At 71.3% G+C, this 18,324-nt stretch carries 16 protein-coding genes and 1 riboswitch; of the genes, 3 read left to right on the top strand and 13 right to left on the bottom strand.

Features of this window, described 5'->3' with window-relative positions; all coding sequences use genetic code 11:
- Positions 1-404 precede the first annotated feature (404 nt).
- A complete protein-coding gene (locus G6G98_RS16985; protein WP_166706149.1) occupies positions 405-1,715 on the top strand; it encodes a CoA transferase in 1,311 nt (436 codons plus the stop codon).
- Here G6G98_RS16985 and G6G98_RS16980 read toward each other — a convergent pair.
- From G6G98_RS16980 to G6G98_RS16965, 4 genes are read right to left on the bottom strand one after another with little or no spacing between them, the layout of a single operon-like run.
- Positions 1,700-2,491: a DUF4184 family protein gene (locus G6G98_RS16980; RefSeq protein WP_067357385.1), complete on the bottom strand. Its 792-nt coding sequence runs from the start codon at positions 2,489-2,491 to the stop codon at positions 1,700-1,702. The two genes, G6G98_RS16985 and G6G98_RS16980, sit on opposite strands and share 16 nt — an antisense overlap.
- Positions 2,492-2,500: 9 nt before the next feature.
- On the bottom strand, positions 2,501-3,802 hold the full coding sequence (gene tyrS, locus G6G98_RS16975) for a tyrosine--tRNA ligase (RefSeq protein WP_208321531.1): 1,302 nt from the start codon (positions 3,800-3,802) through the stop codon (positions 2,501-2,503).
- A gap of 28 nt (positions 3,803-3,830) precedes the next feature.
- Positions 3,831-4,640 carry a hypothetical protein gene (locus G6G98_RS16970; protein WP_067357391.1) on the bottom strand — a complete coding sequence of 270 codons (810 nt, stop codon included), beginning with the start codon at positions 4,638-4,640 and terminating at the stop codon, positions 3,831-3,833.
- The gene (locus tag G6G98_RS16965) at positions 4,637-5,281 is read right to left on the bottom strand and encodes a SatD family protein (RefSeq protein ID WP_067357394.1); all 645 of its coding nucleotides are present in this window, start codon (positions 5,279-5,281) and stop codon (positions 4,637-4,639) included. Before G6G98_RS16965 ends, G6G98_RS16970 begins: the two co-directional genes overlap by 4 nt.
- Before the next feature lie 61 nt (positions 5,282-5,342).
- Here G6G98_RS16965 and G6G98_RS16960 point away from each other — a divergent pair, with 61 nt between their 5' ends.
- On the top strand, positions 5,343-5,930 hold the full coding sequence (locus G6G98_RS16960) for a DUF1349 domain-containing protein (RefSeq protein ID WP_067357398.1): 588 nt from the start codon (positions 5,343-5,345) through the stop codon (positions 5,928-5,930).
- A gap of 219 nt (positions 5,931-6,149) precedes the next feature.
- Complete coding sequence (locus G6G98_RS16955) at positions 6,150-6,974, top strand: endonuclease domain-containing protein (protein ID WP_084788472.1); 825 nt, start codon at positions 6,150-6,152, stop codon at positions 6,972-6,974.
- A 95-nt stretch (positions 6,975-7,069) separates the two neighbouring features.
- Here the strand turns inward: G6G98_RS16955 and argH are convergent, their stop codons facing one another.
- The 9 genes from argH to G6G98_RS16910 all read right to left on the bottom strand — a co-directional run bounded on the left by argH (position 7,070) and on the right by G6G98_RS16910 (position 18,260).
- Positions 7,070-8,500 (bottom strand): argininosuccinate lyase, encoded by a 1,431-nt coding sequence (gene argH, locus G6G98_RS16950; protein WP_067357402.1) that lies wholly within the window; start codon positions 8,498-8,500, stop codon positions 7,070-7,072.
- Positions 8,500-9,435 carry an ornithine carbamoyltransferase gene (gene argF, locus G6G98_RS16945; protein WP_067357406.1) on the bottom strand — a complete coding sequence of 312 codons (936 nt, stop codon included), beginning with the start codon at positions 9,433-9,435 and terminating at the stop codon, positions 8,500-8,502. The genes argH and argF overlap by 1 nt, the downstream gene beginning before the upstream one ends.
- The gene (locus G6G98_RS16940; RefSeq protein WP_067357409.1) at positions 9,432-10,643 is read right to left on the bottom strand and encodes an acetylornithine transaminase; all 1,212 of its coding nucleotides are present in this window, start codon (positions 10,641-10,643) and stop codon (positions 9,432-9,434) included. Before G6G98_RS16940 ends, argF begins: the two co-directional genes overlap by 4 nt.
- Positions 10,640-11,557 carry an acetylglutamate kinase gene (gene argB / locus G6G98_RS16935; protein WP_067357412.1) on the bottom strand — a complete coding sequence of 306 codons (918 nt, stop codon included), beginning with the start codon at positions 11,555-11,557 and terminating at the stop codon, positions 10,640-10,642. The genes G6G98_RS16940 and argB overlap by 4 nt, the downstream gene beginning before the upstream one ends.
- Positions 11,554-12,711 (bottom strand): bifunctional glutamate N-acetyltransferase/amino-acid acetyltransferase ArgJ, encoded by a 1,158-nt coding sequence (gene argJ, locus G6G98_RS16930; protein ID WP_067357415.1) that lies wholly within the window; start codon positions 12,709-12,711, stop codon positions 11,554-11,556. The genes argB and argJ overlap by 4 nt, the downstream gene beginning before the upstream one ends.
- A complete protein-coding gene (gene argC / locus G6G98_RS16925; RefSeq protein WP_164234836.1) occupies positions 12,708-13,760 on the bottom strand; it encodes an N-acetyl-gamma-glutamyl-phosphate reductase in 1,053 nt (350 codons plus the stop codon). Before argC ends, argJ begins: the two co-directional genes overlap by 4 nt.
- Before the next feature lie 264 nt (positions 13,761-14,024).
- Positions 14,025-15,599, bottom strand: coding sequence for a bifunctional hydroxymethylpyrimidine kinase/phosphomethylpyrimidine kinase (gene thiD / locus G6G98_RS16920; protein WP_164234837.1), 1,575 nt, complete (start codon positions 15,597-15,599; stop codon positions 14,025-14,027).
- A riboswitch (TPP riboswitch) is annotated at positions 15,590-15,683 on the bottom strand. (Overlaps the previous gene by 10 nt.)
- 86 nt (positions 15,684-15,769) lie before the next feature.
- Positions 15,770-17,248 carry an aldehyde dehydrogenase (NADP(+)) gene (locus tag G6G98_RS16915; RefSeq protein WP_164234838.1) on the bottom strand — a complete coding sequence of 493 codons (1,479 nt, stop codon included), beginning with the start codon at positions 17,246-17,248 and terminating at the stop codon, positions 15,770-15,772.
- A gap of 10 nt (positions 17,249-17,258) precedes the next feature.
- Entirely contained in the window at positions 17,259-18,260 is a 1,002-nt protein-coding gene (locus tag G6G98_RS16910) for a proline racemase family protein (protein ID WP_164234839.1), read from the bottom strand.
- Between the last annotated feature and the right edge of the window lie 64 nt (positions 18,261-18,324).

The following is an 18,324-nucleotide window of genomic DNA, read 5'->3' as shown; positions in this document are numbered from 1 at the left end:
CTCAAGGATCGGATGCTCCCACGACCCAGCCATCACAACCAGGCCCGCAGGGCAACTTCTCTATCTTACCCACCCTCTCTCGCTTGTCAAATCGGCGCGCCGCGCGAATCTGAGATCCGCTGCGCAGCCGAGACAGGCCGCAGAAGGGGTGGATCTCCCATCCTAGACGCAGGCGTCTGTTCTCACAAGTGAGGGGGAATCGGGAGTGGTTCTCCGCTTGAGGGGGGTGAGGCTCTCGGCCTCTCCGCTTCCCTGTGGGGCGAACAGGTAATAACTTACGTGGATTCCGGGGGGCTGGCAAATCGAAGCACCCCGCCCGGGCGTGTCGCGACTGCCCATCACGGGTTTCCCCCAGTCCAGGGAGCGAATCAGCCGAGATCGACCTCGCGAGTACGATCGCTGGCATGTCTTCGACGTCGTCCGCTGACGCTGCACGCGACCTGCTCGAGCGCGTGCTCGGGGAGCTCGGCGCCGCGTCCGGCGCCACGACAGACCACCCCGCTCCCCCGCATCCCGTGCCGCTGCCGTCACGACTCGCGACCGGCGACCTGGCGTGGGCCAGCGTCGGTGCCGTCTGCGTGGTCGCCGGCATCCGCACCGTGCCCGACCCCGACCGGGTGGCGCTCGTCTATCGCAGCGACCGTCTCCTGATGATCGGCGGCGAGGCGCCCTCGGTGTGGTCTCCGCTCTCGGGGTTCTGGCGCACCCGCGACGGCTGGGTCCGCACGCACGGCAACTACCCGCACCACGCGGAAGGCCTGCTGCGCGGCCTCGGCATCCGTGTCGCCGATCGGATGCTCGAGGCGATGGCGGAGCGCACCTCCGCGGAAGCCGTCGCCGCGATCACCGGCGCCGGAGGCCTCGCCGTCGCCGTCGCCTCCGAGGTGCCCGCTCGCGACGCGGCACTCCGTCGCGGTCCCCTGCTCGACGTCCGCCGCACAGACGCCTCCTCGTCGCGGGGCATCCGCTCCGCGCCCGACGCGCTGCCACTCACCGGTGTCCGGATCCTCGACCTCACCCGCGTCATCGCAGGTCCGGTGTGCACCCGCACCCTGGCACTGCTCGGCGCCGACGTGCTCCGGATCGATCCACCGCACCTCCCCGAGCCGGTGTGGCAGCACGACGACACCGGTCACGGCAAGCGCACCGCCCTGCTCGATGCCCGCTCGGCCGTCATGCCGGACCTCCTGTCCGCCGCCGACGTCGTCGTCCTCGGGTACCGTCCGTCATCGCTGGAAACGCTCGGCCTCTCCCCCGACCTCCTCGCCGCGCGGCATCCCGGTCTCGTGATCGCCGAACTCAGCGCCTGGGGTGCGGAGCATCCGGACCGGGCGGGCTTCGACAGCCTCGTCCAGGCGGAGTCCGGCATCGCGGTCGTCGAGTCGCCGGACGGCGAGCGGCCGGGCGCCCTCCCCGCGCAGGCGCTCGACCACAGCGCCGGATACCTGCTGGCGGCATCCGTCGTCGCGCTTCTGGAGCGGCGCCGGCTCGAGGGCGGCACCTGGCAGGTGCGCACCTCGCTGCGGCGCATCGCCGCGGAGCTGCTGGGGATGCCGCGGCGCGAGCATCCGGAACCGGAGCGGACGATCGACCCCGCTCCGCACACGGCGGTCTTCGACGTGGGAGGCCGGACCGTCACGACGGCGCGGCCTGCACTCCCCGGTCTCGAGTTCGCGGCGCCCCGGCCCTGGGGAGGCGATCAGCCGCGCTGGTGATTCCGCCGGAACAGCGGCAGCGAGAGGCAGAGCACGAGGGTGAGCCCGCCCCACACCGCGCACGCCGGCGGCAGCATCCGGTAGCCCAGGTGCGCCACGGTGAAGTCGCCGGTCAGCGGTCCGTAAGCCGCAAGGCCGAGCAGCCAGGACGTGAGCAGGATGCTCGGCAGCGAGAGCCACCAGGCGATGCGCACGCCGGCAGGCAGGGTCTGCTCGGTGCGCGCAGCCGGGGTCGCCCGGAGCACGCGGACGATCGCCCAGACCCCGATGATCGTGAGCCCGATCGCACTCGAGCCGTGCTGCAGCCACTTGTACCCGAGAAGCGGTCCCCACGACTCCTCGAGCGCGGGCACGGCGGTGACGCCCCACCGGCCCTCATGCGTGAACGAGTCCCAGAGGATGTGCGAGAGCACCCCGAGCACGAGCGACACCGCGAGCATCAGCGGATACAGGCGGCTCCCGCCGGTCACCGCCATGCGCAGCGCCGACATGCCACCGGAGCGCCAGTCGGCGGGGAGCCGCGCCGCGAGCCACCGCGGCGACAGCTCCGGCACCGCCGGCCGCAGCACGACCCGCCACACCAGGAACAGCGCGAACGCCGCGAGAGCCGTCCAGAGCACGTTCGCGTACGTGTGCGTGAAGCCGTAGTCGAGGGCCGTGCCGCGGACGAACAGCGGCAGGTCCGGCGTCATCGCACCGATCGCGATCGCCGCCGGCACGAGCGGCGTGCGCACGAAGGGCAGCGCGACCAGCGCGTGACTCGGGGTGAACGGCATCCGCTCGGATCAGCCGACGAACACGCCGGCGAGGGTCTTCTTGCCGCGGCGGAGCACGGACACGCCCCCGGGCAGTCCTCCCTCGACCGTGGCCGTGTCGTCCTCGACGCGCACGCCGTCGAGCGACACACCGCCCTGGGCGATCGCGCGCCGCGCCTCGGACAGGCTGGACACGAGCTCGGTCGCGACGAGCGCCTCGACGACCGGAGTCCCGGCAGGGACCGTCGCGTTCGGCAGCTCCTCGAGTGCCGTCCGCAGCGTCGACGCGTCGAGCGCGGTCAGGTCGCCCTGGCCGAACAGCGCCTCGGATGCCGCGATCACCGCCGCCGTCGCGTCGATGCCGTGCACGGTTGCGACGACCTCGAGAGCGAGGCGCTTCTGCGCGGCACGTCGGAAGGGCTCGGTCTCGACGAGCTTCGCGTACTCCTCGATCTCGGCGCGCGTCAGGAACGTGAACACCTTCAGCCGGTCGATCACGTCGTCGTCGGCGGTGCCGAGCCAGAACTGGTACATCCGGTAGGGACTGCACATCTCGGCATCCAGCCAGATCGCGTTGCCCTCGCTCTTGCCGAACTTGGTGCCGTCGCTGTTCGTGATCAGCGGCGTGCCGATCGCGTGCACCGAGACGCCCTCGACGCGGTGGATGAGGTCCGTGCCGCTGGTGAGATTGCCCCACTGGTCGGAGCCGCCGGTCTGCAGGACGCAGTCGTACTGGCGGTACAGCTCGAGGAAGTCCATCCCCTGCAGGATCTGGTAGCTGAACTCGGTGTAGCTGATGCCGGCATCGGAGTTCAGGCGCGCGGCGACCGCGTCCTTCTTCAGCATCGTGCCGACCCGGTAGTGCTTGCCGATCTCGCGCAGGAAGTCGATCGCCGACAGGGGCGCAGTCCAGTCGAGGTTGTTGACGATGCGCGCCGCATTGGCGCCGTCGAAGCTCAGGTAGCGCTCGACCTGGGCGCGCAGGCGGTCGACCCACTCGCCGACCGTCTCGCGCGTGTTCAGGGTGCGCTCCGCCGTGGGACGCGGGTCGCCGATGAGACCGGTCGATCCGCCGACGAGGCCGAGGGGCTTGTGACCGGCGAGCTGGATGCGGCGCAGCGTGAGCAGCTGCACGAGGTTGCCCAGATGCAGGCTCGGCGCCGTCGGGTCGAACCCGCAGTAATACGTGATCGGGTCTCCCGCGAGCAGGGCGCGCAGCGCCTCCTGGTCGGTGGACACATGGACGAGGCCGCGCCACACGAGTTCGTCCCACACGTTCTCGAACGTGGGATCGATCGCCGGAGCTGCGGTCGTCAGAGCGGGAGTTGACACGCGGTCCAGGCTATCAGCGCCGGATGGCTCAGCTGTGCGCCGCCCACCACACCAGGAAGGCGGCGCCGAGCGCGATCACCCAGCTGACCAGGCTGCCGACGAGGAAGTACTCCGCCCGCGCTCCGGTCTCCCCGTCGCGGGAGATCTCGGGGAAGCGCACGATGCCCTTCGCCGCGAGCATCGCGGCGAGCACGGGATACGCCGCGGCGAGGGTGAGGATCAGCACCAGCATCCGCTCGAGGGGGCCGATGAGGCGACCGCCCTTGAATCCGCTGCGGCGGTCGGCCACGGCCTGAGCGGCGTCCGCCCCGGCCTGAGGGGTCTCGGCGGGCGGGAGGACCGTGGCATCTGCGGACGAGTCTGCGGACGGCTCCTCCCCGGGCGTGCGGTTGAGGTCGAGAGGCCGCCAGGTGTGCTCGCCGTCGAGGGCGGCACGCACGACGAGGTTCGCCGATTCGAGGAGGAACACGCCGGATCCGAGGACGAGCATGGCGAGATCGAAGGACACATCTCCGAACGGGGATCGCAGGCTCCACACCTCCCCGACCAGTCCGGCCTCCGTGCGCGGCGCGATCCACACGACGGCGCCGACGCTGACGATCCCGAGCAGCACCGCGGGCCAGAAGCCCAGCGGGGCGATCCGCTCGGCGGGCATGCACCACACCCAGAGTGCGCCGACGACGAGCGCTGCGAGCATCGGGAGGAGCGCGTCGCTGACGCTGCCGAGCAGCAGCAGGATGACGGCCACGGTGAGATAGCCGATCCAGCGCCGAGGGGCGAACTGGCGCACCAGGTCGGCCGCGCCGACGGCGAGGAGGAGGAACCCGGCGACGATCATCGCGATTCCCCCCTGAGGGCCGCGACGCCCTCGATGATCGCGGCGGTGCCCGCCCGCTTCAGGGACTTGGAGACGCTCGGCTGGGAGATGCCCTCCTCCGCCGCGAGCTCCTGCTGGGAGCGGCCGACGAGACGCCCGTAAGTGAGCCGGCGCTCGCGCTCGCTCATCGCTCCGACGAGCTCGTCTCGCACGAGGAGGTAGGCGTTGGATGCCGCGATCGTGGTCTCCATGACCTCATCCTGCCCCGGGGCTCCGACAATCCAGGTGCGCGTGCGCGGCACGGCGCGCCCCTCGCGGTCGTGCACGGTCTCGATCGCCGCGCGCGCCGCGTACCAGCCGGGGCCGTCGGCGAGCTCGCCGTGCACGGAATCCACCGCGCGGACCTCGCCGACGCCGATCCCGAAGCGGAAGGCGATGCCGTCCGGCAGCCGCAGCTGGATCATCAGCAGGGAGGTCAGCGCCTCACCGAGATCGCGGTACACCCCCTGCTGCTCGTCGCCGACCGTCGGGGTGAGCGGCCGGACGGCCAGGGGGGCCTCCGCCTCGACCGCGGCGATGGTGCTGTCGAGGATGTGCTGCGCGGCCGTGCGATCGTCGAGCCGGCGAGACCCCACGATGTCGGCGAGCACTGCGATGACCATGGCGATAACCATATCATGAATAACTCTTTTGTTATGCCCTATTTGTCTATAGTCTGGATTCATGCCTGAATCGAACATCATCGACTGGACAGCGGGGACGTGGACGAACCCTCCCGCCGCCTTCGTCTCCGCAGCCACTGCCCTCGATGTCACCGCCGTCGAGGGCAGCGACGCCTGGCGGCGCACCGCATACGGCTTCGTGCACGACACCGAGCACGCCCTCCTCGCACCGCTCGCGGTCGGCGAGGCCATGGAGGTCTCGTTCCGCGCGCCGTGGGACGGGCAGTTCGATCAGGCGGGCGTGTTCGTGCGGGTCGACGACGAGCACTGGATCAAGGCCGGCGTCGAATACGCCGACGGGCACCTCGGTCTCGGCGCCGTCGTCACCGATGCGAGTTCGGACTGGTCGGTCGGCTGGGTCGACGACTGGCATGGGAGCGAGATCACCGTGCGCGTGAGCCGGTGGGCGGATGCCGTGATCGTGCGCGCCCGCGCCGACGACGGCGAATGGCGGCTCGTGCGCGTCGCGCCGTTCGACGGCGACGCCGCGGCATCCGCCGGCCCGTTCCTCGCCGCCCCGACCCGGCAGGGACTCGTCGTGCGGTTCACCCGCTGGACGAGGTCCGCCGCGGACACGGCACTCCACTGAGTGACGTGTCCGTCGCTCGGGCTCCGGTGCCGCGGGCGACGGTTCACGGAGCCGGCGACGATCAGCGGAGAGTACGACGCGGGAACGTCCGTGAATCGTCATCGGCTCCGCAGATCGTCACGAACCGACCTCTCCTCCACAGCCGGAGGACCGGCGGAACTCTCCACAATCGGCATCCGACGGCACGGCGCACTCTCTCCCTCGTCGGAGACTGGGCGGATGCTGTCAGCGAAGGACACGATCAGCCGTCTCGGCGGCATCGCCAGAGGAACCACTCTCCAGGGGCTCGGCTTCACCCGCCAATCCCTCGCCGCCGACGTGAAGCGCGGGACGATCGACCGTGTCCGCGACGGCGTTTTCGCCGTCGGGCTGTCCGGCGAACGGCGCACCGCCGTCGAGCACGGCGGAGCCCTCACCTGCGTCAGTGCGCTGCGAGAGGCGGGCATCTGGGTGCTTTCCGCTGACGATCGTCCGCACGTCTGGATGGGCGCGCACCGGCATCCGCTCCGCCATCCCGGTTGCCGGTGCGTCTCGCACCACTACCGGGGGCGTCCGCCGCTCGGCGCGGCATCCATCGAGGCCGCGCTCCTGCATCTGTACCGCTGTGCCGGGGACGAAGCGTTCTTCGCCGCCTACGAATCGGCGTGGCGACGGAGCAGGCTCTCCCGCGACGCCAGGGCGCGCATCCGAAACGCATTGCCGCGGACGGCCCGATGGCTCATCGACCTCGCACGTCCGGATGCCGACAGCGGACTCGAGTCGCTGCTGCGGCTGCGACTGCATCTGCTCGGCATCCGTCTCGACTGCCAAGTCATGATCGAGGGCGTCGGACGGGTCGACTTCGTCATCGCGAAGCGCCTGATCCTCGAAGCCGACGGCGAAGAGAACCACGGGTCGCCGGCGCACCGGCATCGGGACCGCATCCGGGATGCCGCTGCCTCGCGTCTCGGTTACGAGACGCTCCGGTTCGACTACGCGCAGATCGTGCACGGCTGGCCGGCCGTGCAGGAGGCGATCATCGCCGCCCTGCGTCGGAACCGATGACGATTCACGGAGCCGATGACGATCAGCGGAAGGAACGCCGCCGAAGCGTCCGTGAACCGTCACGGGCTCCGCGAATCGTCACGGGACGGGCGGGACTACAGGCCGAGGGCGTGCGCCGCGGCCTGAGCCCGCGCGACGAGCTCGGCGCGCTGCTCGGCGACCCGCTGCGGCGCCGTGCCACCCGCACCGGTGCGCGACGCCACGGATCCCTCGATCGTGAGCACCTCGCGCACCTCCGGGACGAGGTGCTCCGACACCGAGCGCAGCAGCTCGTCGGTGGCATCCTCCAGTCCGATCCCGCGCTCCTCGCAGGCCCGGACGAGGGCTCCGGAGATCTCGTGGGCATCGCGGAACGGCACCCGGCGCTTCACCAGCCACTCGGCGACGTCCGTCGCGAGCGAGAAGCCCTGCGGGGCCAGCGCGGCCATCCGCTGCGTGTCGAACCGCAGCGTCGCGACCATGCCGGCGAACGCGGGGAGCACGACCTCGAGGGTCTGCACCGAATCGAAGACCGGCTCCTTGTCCTCCTGCAGATCGCGGTTGTACGCGAGCGGGAGGCCCTTGAGCGTCGCGAGCAGTCCGGAGAGGTTGCCGATGAGGCGGCCCGACTTGCCGCGCGCGAGCTCGGCGATGTCGGGGTTCTTCTTCTGCGGCATGATGCTCGACCCGGTCGAGTAGCTGTCGTGCAGAGTGACGAAGCCGAACTCGCGGGTGTTCCAGAGGATGATCTCCTCGGCCAGGCGCGAGAGGTCGACACCGGTCATCGCCGTGATGAAGGCGAACTCGGCGACGACGTCACGGGCGGCCGTGCCGTCGAGAGAGTTCTCCGCGGGGCGGTCGAGGCCGAGCTCGGTGGCGACCAGCGCCGGGTCCAGGCCGAGCGTGGAGCCGGCGAGGGCTCCCCCGCCGTACGGCGACACTCCGGCGCGACGGCGCCAGTCGACGAGACGCTCGAGCTCGCGCACCAGCGGCCAGCCGTGGGCCTGGAGATGGTGCGCCAGCAGCACCGGCTGGGCGTGCTGCAGGTGCGTGCGGCCCGGCAGGATCGCATCGGGGTGCGCCTCCGCCTGCGCCACGAGTGCATCGATCACGCGCAGGATGTCGCGCGCGATCACGCGGGCGTGATCGATCAGGTACATGCGCACGAGCGTGGCGATCTGGTCGTTGCGGCTCCGGCCGGCGCGCAGACGTCCGCCGAGCTCCGGGCCGAGCTCGGCGATGAGCGCCTGCTCGAGGGCGCCGTGGACGTCCTCGTCGCTCTCGAGCGGCACGATCGCGCCCTCCGCGACCTTGCGGGCCACGGCGTCCAGACCCGCGTGCATCCGTGCGGCCTCGTCCGGCTCCAGGTAGCCGGCCGCGGCAAGGGCCTTCGCGTGCGCGTGGGACCCGGCGATGTCGTACGGCGCGAGGATCCAGTCGAAATGCGTCGACCGGCTGAGTGCGGCGAGCTCCGGCGACGGCCCGCTGGCGAACCGCGCGCCCCACAGGGCTCCCTCGTTCGTGCCCTCGTTCTTGGCGGTGGTCATCAGGCGACCTTCTCGTTCTTGTCGAGCAGCCAGACCAGGAGGGCCTTCTGCGCGTGCAGGCGGTTCTCCGCCTCGTCCCAGACGACGCTCTGCGGACCGTCGATGACCTCCGAGTCCACCTCGTAGCCGCGGTCGGCGGGGAGGCAGTGGATGAAGATCGCCTCGGGGGCCGCCATGCTCATGATCTCCGGGGTGACCTTGTAGCCGCCGAGGTCGCGGATGCGCGCGATCTTCTCCTCCTCCTTGCCCATCGACACCCAGGTGTCGGTGACGATGACGTCGGCTCCGGCCGCCGCCTCGACGGGGTCGGTGTAGAGCGTGATCGATCCGCCGGTCTCGGCGGCGCGGAGGTCGGCCGCCTCGACGACGTCGGCACGAGGCGCGTAGTCGACGGGCGAGGCCATCCGCACGTGCATCCCGGCAGTGACCCCGGCCAGCGCGTACGAGTGCGCCATGTTGCTCTGCGCGTCTCCGAAGAAGGTCAGCGTGAGGCCCTTCAGATCGCCCTTGTGCTCGCGGATGGTGAGCAGGTCGGCGAGCAGCTGGCAGGGGTGGAAGTCATCGGAGAGCGCGTTGATGACCGGCACCCTGGTGCCCTCCGCCATCTCCTCGAGACCGGCCTGCGCATAGGTGCGCCAGACGATGGCGGCGACCTGGCGCTCCAGCACCCGTGCGGTGTCGGAGGGGGTCTCCTTGCCGCCGAGCTGGCTGTTGGCGGTCGAGATGATCAGGGGCGAGCCGCCGAGGTCGGCGATGCCGACCGCGAAGGAGACACGGGTGCGCGTCGACGACTTGTCGAAGATGACGGCGACGGTCTGCGGACCGGCCAGCGCCTTGTTCGCCCAGCGGTCCTTCTTCAGCTCCAGGGCGAGGTCGAGGATCTCCGCCTGCTCGGCGGGGGTCAGGTCGTCGTCGCGCAGCAGGTGGCGGGTCATGCGTGGGCCTTTCCGGAGTCGATGAGGGATGCCTGGACGTCGGCGAGCGCGCCGCTGAACAGGTCGCGGAACTCCGCGATCTCGGCATCGCCGATGGTGAGGGCCGGCGCGATGCGCACGGTCTCGGGGTTCGCGGCGTTGACGATGAGGCCCCGCTGCTGGGCGGCGGCCACGATCTCCCCTGCCACAGGGGCGGACAGCCCGACGCCGATGAGCAGGCCGCGCCCGCGGACGCCGTCGATGAGCGGCGAGTCGATGCCCGCGATGACCTCGCGCAGCTGCTCGCCGCGACGTGCGGCGTTGTCGACGAGGCCGGCGTGCTCGATCTCCGCGAGCACCGCGTCGGCGACAGCCGTCGCCAGCGGGTTGCCGCCGAAGGTCGAACCGTGCGAGCCGGGCGTGAACAGCGCGCTGGCGGCGCCGTACGTGACGAGGGCGCCGATCGGGAAGCCGCCGCCGATGCCCTTCGCGAGGGTGATGGCGTCGGGCGTGATCCCCTCGTGGCTGAACCCGAACCATGCTCCGGTGCGGCCGGCGCCGGTCTGGATCTCGTCGACGATGAGCAGCGCCCCGTGCTTGAGGGTGAGCGCCCGTGCCGCGGCGAGGTAGCCCTCAGGCAGTTCGACGACGCCCGCCTCGCCCTGGATGGGCTCGACGATGACCGCGGCCACGCGGTCGTCGATCGACGCCTCGAGCGCCTCGACGGTCGCCGGGATGTGCTCGACTCCCCCGGGCATCGGCTCGAAGGGCGCACGCATCGACTCCTTCGCCGTCATCGCGAGGGAGCCCATCGTGCGGCCGTGGAAGCCGTTCTCGAGGGCGATGATGCGCGGCTTCGCGCTGCCTCCGTGGAGGCGGGCGAGCTTGAACGCGGCCTCGTTCGCCTCGGCCCCGGAGTTCGAGAAGAACACCCTGCCGTCGATGCCGGCGCCGGCGAGGCGCTTCAGCCGGGCGGCGAGCGCCAGCTGCGGAGGCGTCGCGAAGTAGTTCGACACGTGCGCGAGCGTCGCGGCCTGACGCGAGACGGCCTCGACGAACACCGGGTGCGCATGGCCGAGCGAGGTCACCGCGATCCCGGCGAGGAAGTCGAGGAGACGGCGGCCCTCGGAATCCCAGAGATAGGACCCTTCGCCGCGCGTGAGCATCGCGAGGCGGGGCCCCGCGTTGAGGATCAGATGGCTCGCCGCGTCATCCTGCCAGTCGCTCATGCTTTCGTCCCTGCGCTTCCCATGACCACTTCTGTTCCGATTCCCTTGCTGGTGAAGAGCTCCACGAGCACCGAGTGCGGCACCCGTCCGTCGATGATCGCCGCGGCGTCCACGCCGCCCTCGATCGCATCCAGACAGGCCCGCATCTTCGGGATCATGCCGGACTCCAGGCTCGGCAGCATCCCGACGAGCTCCTCCGAGGTGAGGTGGGACACGAGCGAGTCGCGGTTCGGCCAGTCGGCGTACAGCCCCGGCACGTCCGTGAGGATCACGAGCTTGCGCGCCCCCAGCGCCACCGCGAGGGCGGCGGCCGCGGCATCCGCGTTCACGTTGAGCGACTGCCCAGGGTGGTCGAGATCCGGGGCGATCGAGGAGATCACGGGCACCCGCCCGGCCGCGAGATGGTCGAGCACGGCGGTCGGGTCGACCTGCACCACGTCTCCGACGCGGCCGAGGTCGATCTCCTCCCCGTCGACGACGACACCGCGCCGGCGTCCGCCGAAGAGTCCGGCGTCCTCGCCGCTCAGGCCGGTGGCGATGGGACCGTGCGAGTTGATCTTCGACACGAGCTGCGGGTTGACCTGCCCGGTGAGCACCATGCGGACGACGCCGATGGCCTCGGTCGTGGTGACGCGGTACCCGCCCTTGAACTCGCTCGGGATGTCGAGCCGCCCCAGCATGTCGGAGATCTGCGGGCCGCCGCCGTGCACGACGACCGGCTGCACGCCGACGTAGCGGAGGTAGGCGATGTCCTGCGCGAACGCCTCCTGCAGCTCGTCGGAGACCATGGCGTTGCCGCCGTACTTGACCACGACGATCTGGTCGCGGAACTTCTTCAGCCACGGGAGGGACTCGATGAGCGTCGAGGCCTTCGCGGCGGCGACGTCGGGGGTGGTGTCCTGGAGATCGGTCATGAGGCGTAGGCGCTGTTCTCGTGCACGTAGTCGTGGGTGAGGTCGTTCGTGAGGATCGTCGCCGTGGCCTCGCCGACCTTCAGGTCGATGAGCAGGTGCGTGGCGCGCGGGGTGAGGTCGACCTCCTCGCGCGGGCGGTCGGGGCCGCCCTCGCTGCAGACGCGCACGCCGTTCATCCACACGTCGACGTCGTAGGGGTCGAACTGCGCGCTCGTGGTGCCGATCGCGGCGAGCACCCGGCCCCAGTTCGGGTCGTTGCCGAAGATCGCCGCCTTGAAGAGGTTGTTGCGGGCCACCGACCGGCCGACCTCGACGGCATCCTTCTCGGACACGGCGTGCTGCACCTCGATGGTGATGTCGTGGCTCGCGCCCTCCGCATCGCCCTGCAGCTTGACCGCGAGCTCCTGGCAGAGCTCGGCGAGCGCATCGGCGAACACCTCCAAGTCGGGCGCGATCTCGGAGGCGCCGTTGGCGAGCAGAGTCACCTGGTCGTTCGTGGACATGCAGCCGTCGGAGTCGAGGCGGTCGAAGGTCCGGCCGGTCGCCCGGCGCAGGGCCGCATCGGCCTCGAGGGGCTCGAGCACCGCATCCGTGGTGAGGACGACCAGCATCGTGGCCAGCCCGGGGGCGAGCATGCCCGCGCCCTTGGCCATGCCGCCGATGGTCCAGCCGTCCCGGCTGATCACCGCTGTCTTCGGCACGGTGTCGGTGGTCATGATGGCCTGAGCGGCGCTGTCGCCGCCGTCGGCGCTGAGCTCCGCGATGGCCTGCGCCGTGCCGGCCAGCACCTTCCCGCGGAAGACCTCGTCGCCCGTGCCGATGAGCCCCGTGGAGCAGACCAGCACGTCGCCCGCGCTGATGCCGAGGAGCTCCGCGGCCTTCTCAGCGGTCTGATGCGTCGTCTGGAAGCCGAAACTGCCGGTGAAGCAGTTCGCCCCGCCGGAGTTCAGCACCACGGCCTCCACCACGCGGTCGGCCACCGCCTGCTGCGACCAGATGATCGGGTTCGCCTTGGCGCGGTTGCTGGTGAAGACGGCGGCACCGACCTTGCGCGGCCCGCGGTTGACGACGACGGCCACGTCGGGCTTGCCGGTGGACTTGAGTCCGGCGGCGACTCCGGCCGCCTCGAATCCTGCGGGGGCGGTGACGCTCACGGGGCGACTCCGTTCACTGAGAGGGCGCGGGTCTCGGGGAGGCCGAGCGCGATGTTCATGGACTGGATGGCGGCACCGGCCGTGCCCTTGACGAGGTTGTCGACCGCGGTGACGACCGTGACGCGGTTCGCGGCCCGGTCGATCGCGAGGCCGATCAGCGCGGTGTTCGCGCCGATCACGTCGGCCGTGCGGGGGAAGTGGCCGGCCGGGAGCAGCTGCACGAAGGCCTCGTCGCCGTAGGCGCTCTCCCATGCCTCGCGGATCTGCGCATCGGTCGCGCCCTCGGCGATCGGGGCGGTCGACGTGGCGAGGATGCCGCGGGACATCGGAACGATCACGGGAGTGAAGGAGATCCGGATGCCGTCGGCCGAGGCGCCGGATGCGGCCGCGAGCGCCTGGCGGATCTCCGGGATGTGCCGGTGGGTGCCGCCGACGGCGTAGGGGTTCGCGCTGCCGAGGATCTCGCTGGCGAGGAGGTTCGCCTTCAGGCTCTTGCCGGCGCCCGACGGGCCGACGGCGAGCACGGAGACGATGTCGGACGGGTCGATCACGCCGGCGGCGACGCCGGGCGCGAGGCTGAGACTCACGGTCGAGGCGTTGCAGCCGGGGGCGGCGATCCGCGTGGCGCCGCGGAGGTTCTCGCGCTGCTTGCGGCCGCCGACGAGCAGCTCCGGCACGCCGTAGGCCCACGGCTCGTGGAAGTCGCCGCCGTAGAACGCGTCCCACGAGTCCTTCGAGGTGAGCCGGTGGTCGGCGCCGGCGTCGATCACGAGAGGGGCGTCACCGAGCGCATCCGTGTACTGCCCGGACTGACCGTGCGGGAGCGCGAGGAACACGATGTCGTGGCCGGAGAGGATCTCCGGTGTCGTCTCCTGCAGTGTCAGATGCGCCAGCGATCGCAGGTGCGGCTGGTGCTCGATGAGCTTCTGCCCGGCATTCGAGTGCGCCGTGACGGTGCGGATCTCGATGTCGGGATGATCGGCGAGGAGGCGCAGGATCTCCCCGCCGGCGTAGCCGGATGCGCCGGAGACGGCGACGGTATACGTCATGCTTCTACCTTAACGGTCGTGCTTTTCGAGACGCGGACGCATGTCGAAACGCTGAGGTCGGGGGCCGGGGCGGCGACACCGGCACTCGACCGCCGTGCGTGTGCAGGCAGGAGCGCGGGGTCGCCTAGAATCGGCGGCCGCCGCGGCGTCGGCGCACGACGATGACGCTGGGAACCAGCGTCTCGATGGCGGTGACGGCCGAAGGCATGCCGCGACCATAGCGCGGAGGTCGCGGCCGCCGCAAATCGGCACCGTGACCGGCGCTCAGAGCGGGATCGCGAAGAAGGCGAGCTCGTGGGCGCTGGAGGCCTCGAAGGCGCGCCGCATCCGGTCCCTGGCCTCGGGCGTCGCGACGGCGGCCGCCTCGGCGACGTACCTGATCGCGGTGTCGTTGGCCAGTTCGAAGGCAGGGTCGGCATACGTGGCGAGCCAGGACGCGTACGGATGCTCGGGGTCGCGGGCGTACGCGCCGAAGTCGCCGGCGTGCAGGCGCCGGCCGAGGTCGGTGTACAGCCAGAAGCACGGCAGGAGCGCCGCGCCGAGCACCGCGTAGTCGCCGCCGAAGGCGACGGAGCGCAGGTGGTCGAGGTAGGCCGTGGTCACGGCAGACGGGTCGGCCGCGAACGTCTCGTCCGTGACGCCGTGCTCCGGGGTCAGCCAGGACGCGTGCAGCTCGAGCTCGCCGACGATGGAACCGTGCGCGGCCTGCGCCCAGAACGCCTGCTCCGCGGAGGTCGGCGCCAGCCGCGCGGCCTCGGCGAGCACGCGCGCGTAGTCGCGGAGGTACAGCGCGTCCTGCGCGAGGTAGAAGAGGAACGGCTCGCGCTCGAGGCTGCCGTCGGCGAGCGCGCGGATGAACGGCAGCTCGTCGATGGCGGAGCGGATGCCGGCTATCGCCTCCCACCACTCGGCCGCGATCTCCTCCGGGAGGGGGCGGGTGCCGAGGCCGCCGCGCTCCCACAGCCCGGCGAAGTGGCTCACCGGACCGTGGCCGCCGCCGACGCGGAGACCGTCGGCGCCCCGCAGCGACTCGCGCAGCCAGGCACGGGCGGCGGCGACCGCCGTCGCGGGCTCCTCCCCTGCCACGAGGCGGGTGGCGAGCGCGGAGGACAGCGAGCATCCGGTGCCGTGGGTGGCGGTCGTGTCGATGCGCGAGCCGGGGAACACCCGGCGCAGGCCCCGCACCGCGTCGACGAGCGCGTCGGGGGCCTCATCGCCGGTGAGGTGCCCGCCCTTGACGAGCACGCCGGCGCCCGCCGCGGCCGACAGCTCCTCGGCCGCGGCGAGCGCATCGTCCCAGCCGTCCACCGGGCGCCCGGCGAGCACGGCGAGCTCGGCGAGGTTCGGCGTCACGATGTCCGCTCGCCGGAGCAGCTCGGCCAGCGCGCCCTCCGCCTCGGCGTCGAGCAGCCGGTCGCCGCTGGTGGCGACCATGACCGGGTCGATCACGACGACCGGAGGTCGCACCGCAGCCAGCCACGCGTCCACGGTCCGGATGACCTCGGCGTTCGCCAGCATCCCGATCTTCACGGCGTCGACGACGATGTCCTCGGAGATCGCATCGAGCTGCGCACGGAGGAACTCGGCCGGCGGCACGTGCACGGCTCGCACCCCCTGAGTGTTCTGCGCGGTGAGTGCGGTGATCACCGCCATGCCGTAGCCGCCGTTCGCGGCGATCGACTTCAGGTCCGCCTGTACCCCCGCGCCTCCGGACGGATCGCTGCCGGCGATGCTGAGCACGCGCGGCACGGCGACGACCGGCGGGCGTCGGACGTCCCCCTCGAAAGAGGGGTTCTCGACGACGGCGGGGGCGGATTCCAGACGCAGAAGATCGCTCATTGCGACATCCCTTCGCTAGTACGAACTAGATCAGGTTCGACGGGTCTGTTCTCAGCCGCGGATGCGGCACCCCGTGTCACTGCTCGCAGTCTAGCGAAGGCGCTTCTCCCTCATCGTGCCCCTTGCCGGGGTGCCGGCGGCGCCCTCAGCGGCGCCGCCGGCAGAGGCTCTCAGCGCGCGAAGGATCCCCACGACGTCGAGCCTCCGGGTTCGCTGCGCCGCTGCGGCACCTCCCACGGGTTGTCGTCGCGCAGCGGCGCCGGCAGAAGCTCCTGCGGAGCGTTCTGGTAGGCGACCCCACGCAGGAAGCGCGTGATCCCCGCCGTGCCGACGCTGGTCGCGTCGGTGGTCGTCGCCGGGTACGGCCCGCCGTGCTGCATGGCGGGCGTCACCGCGACGCCGGTCGGCCAGCCGCCGAACAGCACGCGGCCGCTCGTCTCGGCGAGGGCGTCGACGAGCGCGGAGAGCGATCCGTCTGCGAGCTCCTCGGGCCGCGCCTGCACCGTCGAGGTGAGGTTGCCGGGGAAGAGCGAGGCATGCAGCTCGGGGAGGGCTGCACGGTCCGCGTAGCGCACGATCACCGAGAGCGGGCCGAAGGACTCCTCCAGGAGCGCCTCGCGGTGGGCGATCAGCGTGTCGACGTCGACGGCGACGACCGTCGGCGTCGCGTAGGTCTGACCGGCATCGTCGACGCGCACCTCGCCCCGGGACAGGACGGTGACGTCATCCGCCTCCAGGACATCCTCCCGGCGCTGCACGAAGGCGCGACCGATGCCCGGGTTGAGCAGCCGATGCTCCGGCACCGCGCCGGCGGCGTCCGCGACGGGGCTCAGATCCGACTCCTCCGGCACGAAGAGGAAGCCGGGCTTGGTGCACAGCTGACCCGCCGAACCGGACACCGACGCGACGAAACCGTCGAGCAGCGCGGCGTCGGCATACGTGGCGTACACCGGGTTGACGCTGCCGAGCTCGCCGTAGAACGGGATCGGCGTCGGCCGGGATGCCGCGATGTCCGCCAGCATCCGCCCCACGTGCGTGGAACCCGTGAACGCGCCGGCGCGGATGCGCTCGTCCCTGAGCAGCGCGGTGCCGTTCTCCTGTCCGGAGACGAGCTGGAACACCCCGTCGGGCATGCCGGCGTCGCGCAGCGCACCGGCGACGATCCCGGCTGTGCGCCGTGACAGCTCGGGGTGCCCGGAGTGGGCCTTCACGACGACGGGGCAGCCCGCGGCGAGCGCGGCCGCGGAGTCGCCGCCCGCCACGGAGAAGGCGAACGGGAAGTTCGACGCCGCGAAGTTCAGCACGGGCCCCACCGGCTCGAGCATCCGCCGCACGTCGGGCCGCGGGCCGATGACGTAGTCGGGGTCGGGGAGGTCGATGCGGGCGTCGAGGTAGGAGCCGTCGACGATGGTGTCGGCGAACAGGCGCAGCTGCCAGGTGGTGCGGCGCAGCTCCCCGGCCAGGCGCGCCTCGCCGAGTCCGGTCTCGCGCATGGCGACGGCGATCAGCTCCGCGCCTGCGGCGTCGAGGGCGTCGGCCACGGCGACGAGCGCGGCGCCGCGCTCGCGCGGACTGGTCCTGGCGAAGGCGCGGCCAGCTGCCGCCGCCCTGGCCGCGACGTCGTCGACGGTGTTGTCGTTGTCTGTCATGTCTCTCTCCTCAGAAGACGAATCCCTCGGGGAACGGGTCGTTCTCGTCGAGCAGGTACTGCCCGAGGCCGGTGATCCAGGCTCGTCCGGTGATCGTCGGGATGACCGCAGGACGGTCGCCCACGGTGGTCTCCCCCACAAGCCGGCCGGTGAACTCCGTGCCGATGAAGGACTCGTTCACGAACGGGGTGTCGAGGGCGAGCTCGCCGCGTGCGTGCAGCTCTGCCATGCGCGCGCTGGTCCCGGTTCCGCAGGGCGAGCGGTCGAACCATCCCGGGTGGATGGCCATTGCGTGGCGCGAGCGCACGGCATCCGATCCGGGGGCGATGAACTCCACGTGGTGGACGTGGTCCGTTCCCTGGATCTGCGGATGCTTCGGCGGCGCCTGAGTGTTGATGGCATCCATGATCCGCAGCCCCGCCTCGAGGATGTCGTCCTTGCGGGCGCGGTCGAACGGCAGCCCGACCTGATCGAGATCGACCAGGGCGTAGTAGTTCCCGCCGAAGGCGACGGAGTAGGTGATCTCGCCGATGCCGGGCACCTCGATGCGCTCGTCGAGCCGGTCGACGAAGCTCGGGACGTTCTCGATCGTCACGTCGACCGCACGGCCGTCCTCGACTCGGACCCGGGCGATCACGAGACCGGCGGGCACCTCGAGGCGGATCTCGGTGATCGGCTCGGTGACCTCGACCATGCCGGTCTCCACCAGCACCGTGGCCGCGCCGATGGTCCCGTGGCCGCACATCGGCAGGAAACCGGACGCCTCGATGAACACGATGCCCCAGTCCGCGTCATCTCGGGCCGGTGGCTGCAGCAGGACTCCGGACATCGCGGCGTGGCCGCGGGGCTCGTCCATCAGGAAGCCGCGAAGTCCGTCGAGGTGCTCCATGGCGTACAGGCGGCGGTCGTTCATCGTGGCACCGGGGATGAGGCCGACGCCGCCGGTCACGACACGCGTCGGCATGCCCTCGGTGTGGGAGTCGACGGCCTGGATGGTGCGTCTCGCGCGCATCAGCTGCCTCCGTTGAAGATGAGGGGACAGCGGGGACGCCGCAGTGCGGCGCCCCCGCCGAGAA

It is taken from the genome of Microbacterium hydrocarbonoxydans (assembly GCF_011752045.1).
In the GTDB taxonomy this organism is placed as follows: domain Bacteria; phylum Actinomycetota; class Actinomycetes; order Actinomycetales; family Microbacteriaceae; genus Microbacterium.
The sequence above is the reverse complement of the archived record's forward strand: the minus strand, read 5'-3'. Positions and strand labels throughout refer to the sequence as shown.

Excerpts from the sequence above, each read along its gene's own strand:
- G6G98_RS16985 (WP_166706149.1), top strand. The coding sequence starts at position 405 with ATGTCTTCGACGTCGTCCGCTGACGCTGCACGCGACCTGCTCGAGCGC.
- G6G98_RS16980 (WP_067357385.1), bottom strand. The coding sequence starts at position 2,491 with ATGCCGTTCACCCCGAGTCACGCGCTGGTCGCGCTGCCCTTCGTGCGC.
- G6G98_RS16970 (WP_067357391.1), bottom strand. The coding sequence starts at position 4,640 with ATGATCGTCGCCGGGTTCCTCCTCCTCGCCGTCGGCGCGGCCGACCTG.
- G6G98_RS16965 (WP_067357394.1), bottom strand. The coding sequence starts at position 5,281 with ATGGTCATCGCAGTGCTCGCCGACATCGTGGGGTCTCGCCGGCTCGAC.
- G6G98_RS16960 (WP_067357398.1), top strand. The coding sequence starts at position 5,343 with ATGCCTGAATCGAACATCATCGACTGGACAGCGGGGACGTGGACGAAC.
- G6G98_RS16955 (WP_084788472.1), top strand. The coding sequence starts at position 6,150 with ATGCTGTCAGCGAAGGACACGATCAGCCGTCTCGGCGGCATCGCCAGA.
- argH (WP_067357402.1), bottom strand. The coding sequence starts at position 8,500 with ATGACCACCGCCAAGAACGAGGGCACGAACGAGGGAGCCCTGTGGGGC.
- argF (WP_067357406.1), bottom strand. The coding sequence starts at position 9,435 with ATGACCCGCCACCTGCTGCGCGACGACGACCTGACCCCCGCCGAGCAG.
- G6G98_RS16940 (WP_067357409.1), bottom strand. The coding sequence starts at position 10,643 with ATGAGCGACTGGCAGGATGACGCGGCGAGCCATCTGATCCTCAACGCG.
- argB (WP_067357412.1), bottom strand. The coding sequence starts at position 11,557 with ATGACCGATCTCCAGGACACCACCCCCGACGTCGCCGCCGCGAAGGCC.
- argC (WP_164234836.1), bottom strand. The coding sequence starts at position 13,760 with ATGACGTATACCGTCGCCGTCTCCGGCGCATCCGGCTACGCCGGCGGG.
- thiD (WP_164234837.1), bottom strand. The coding sequence starts at position 15,599 with ATGAGCGATCTTCTGCGTCTGGAATCCGCCCCCGCCGTCGTCGAGAAC.
- G6G98_RS16915 (WP_164234838.1), bottom strand. The coding sequence starts at position 17,248 with ATGACAGACAACGACAACACCGTCGACGACGTCGCGGCCAGGGCGGCG.
- G6G98_RS16910 (WP_164234839.1), bottom strand. The coding sequence starts at position 18,260 with ATGCGCGCGAGACGCACCATCCAGGCCGTCGACTCCCACACCGAGGGC.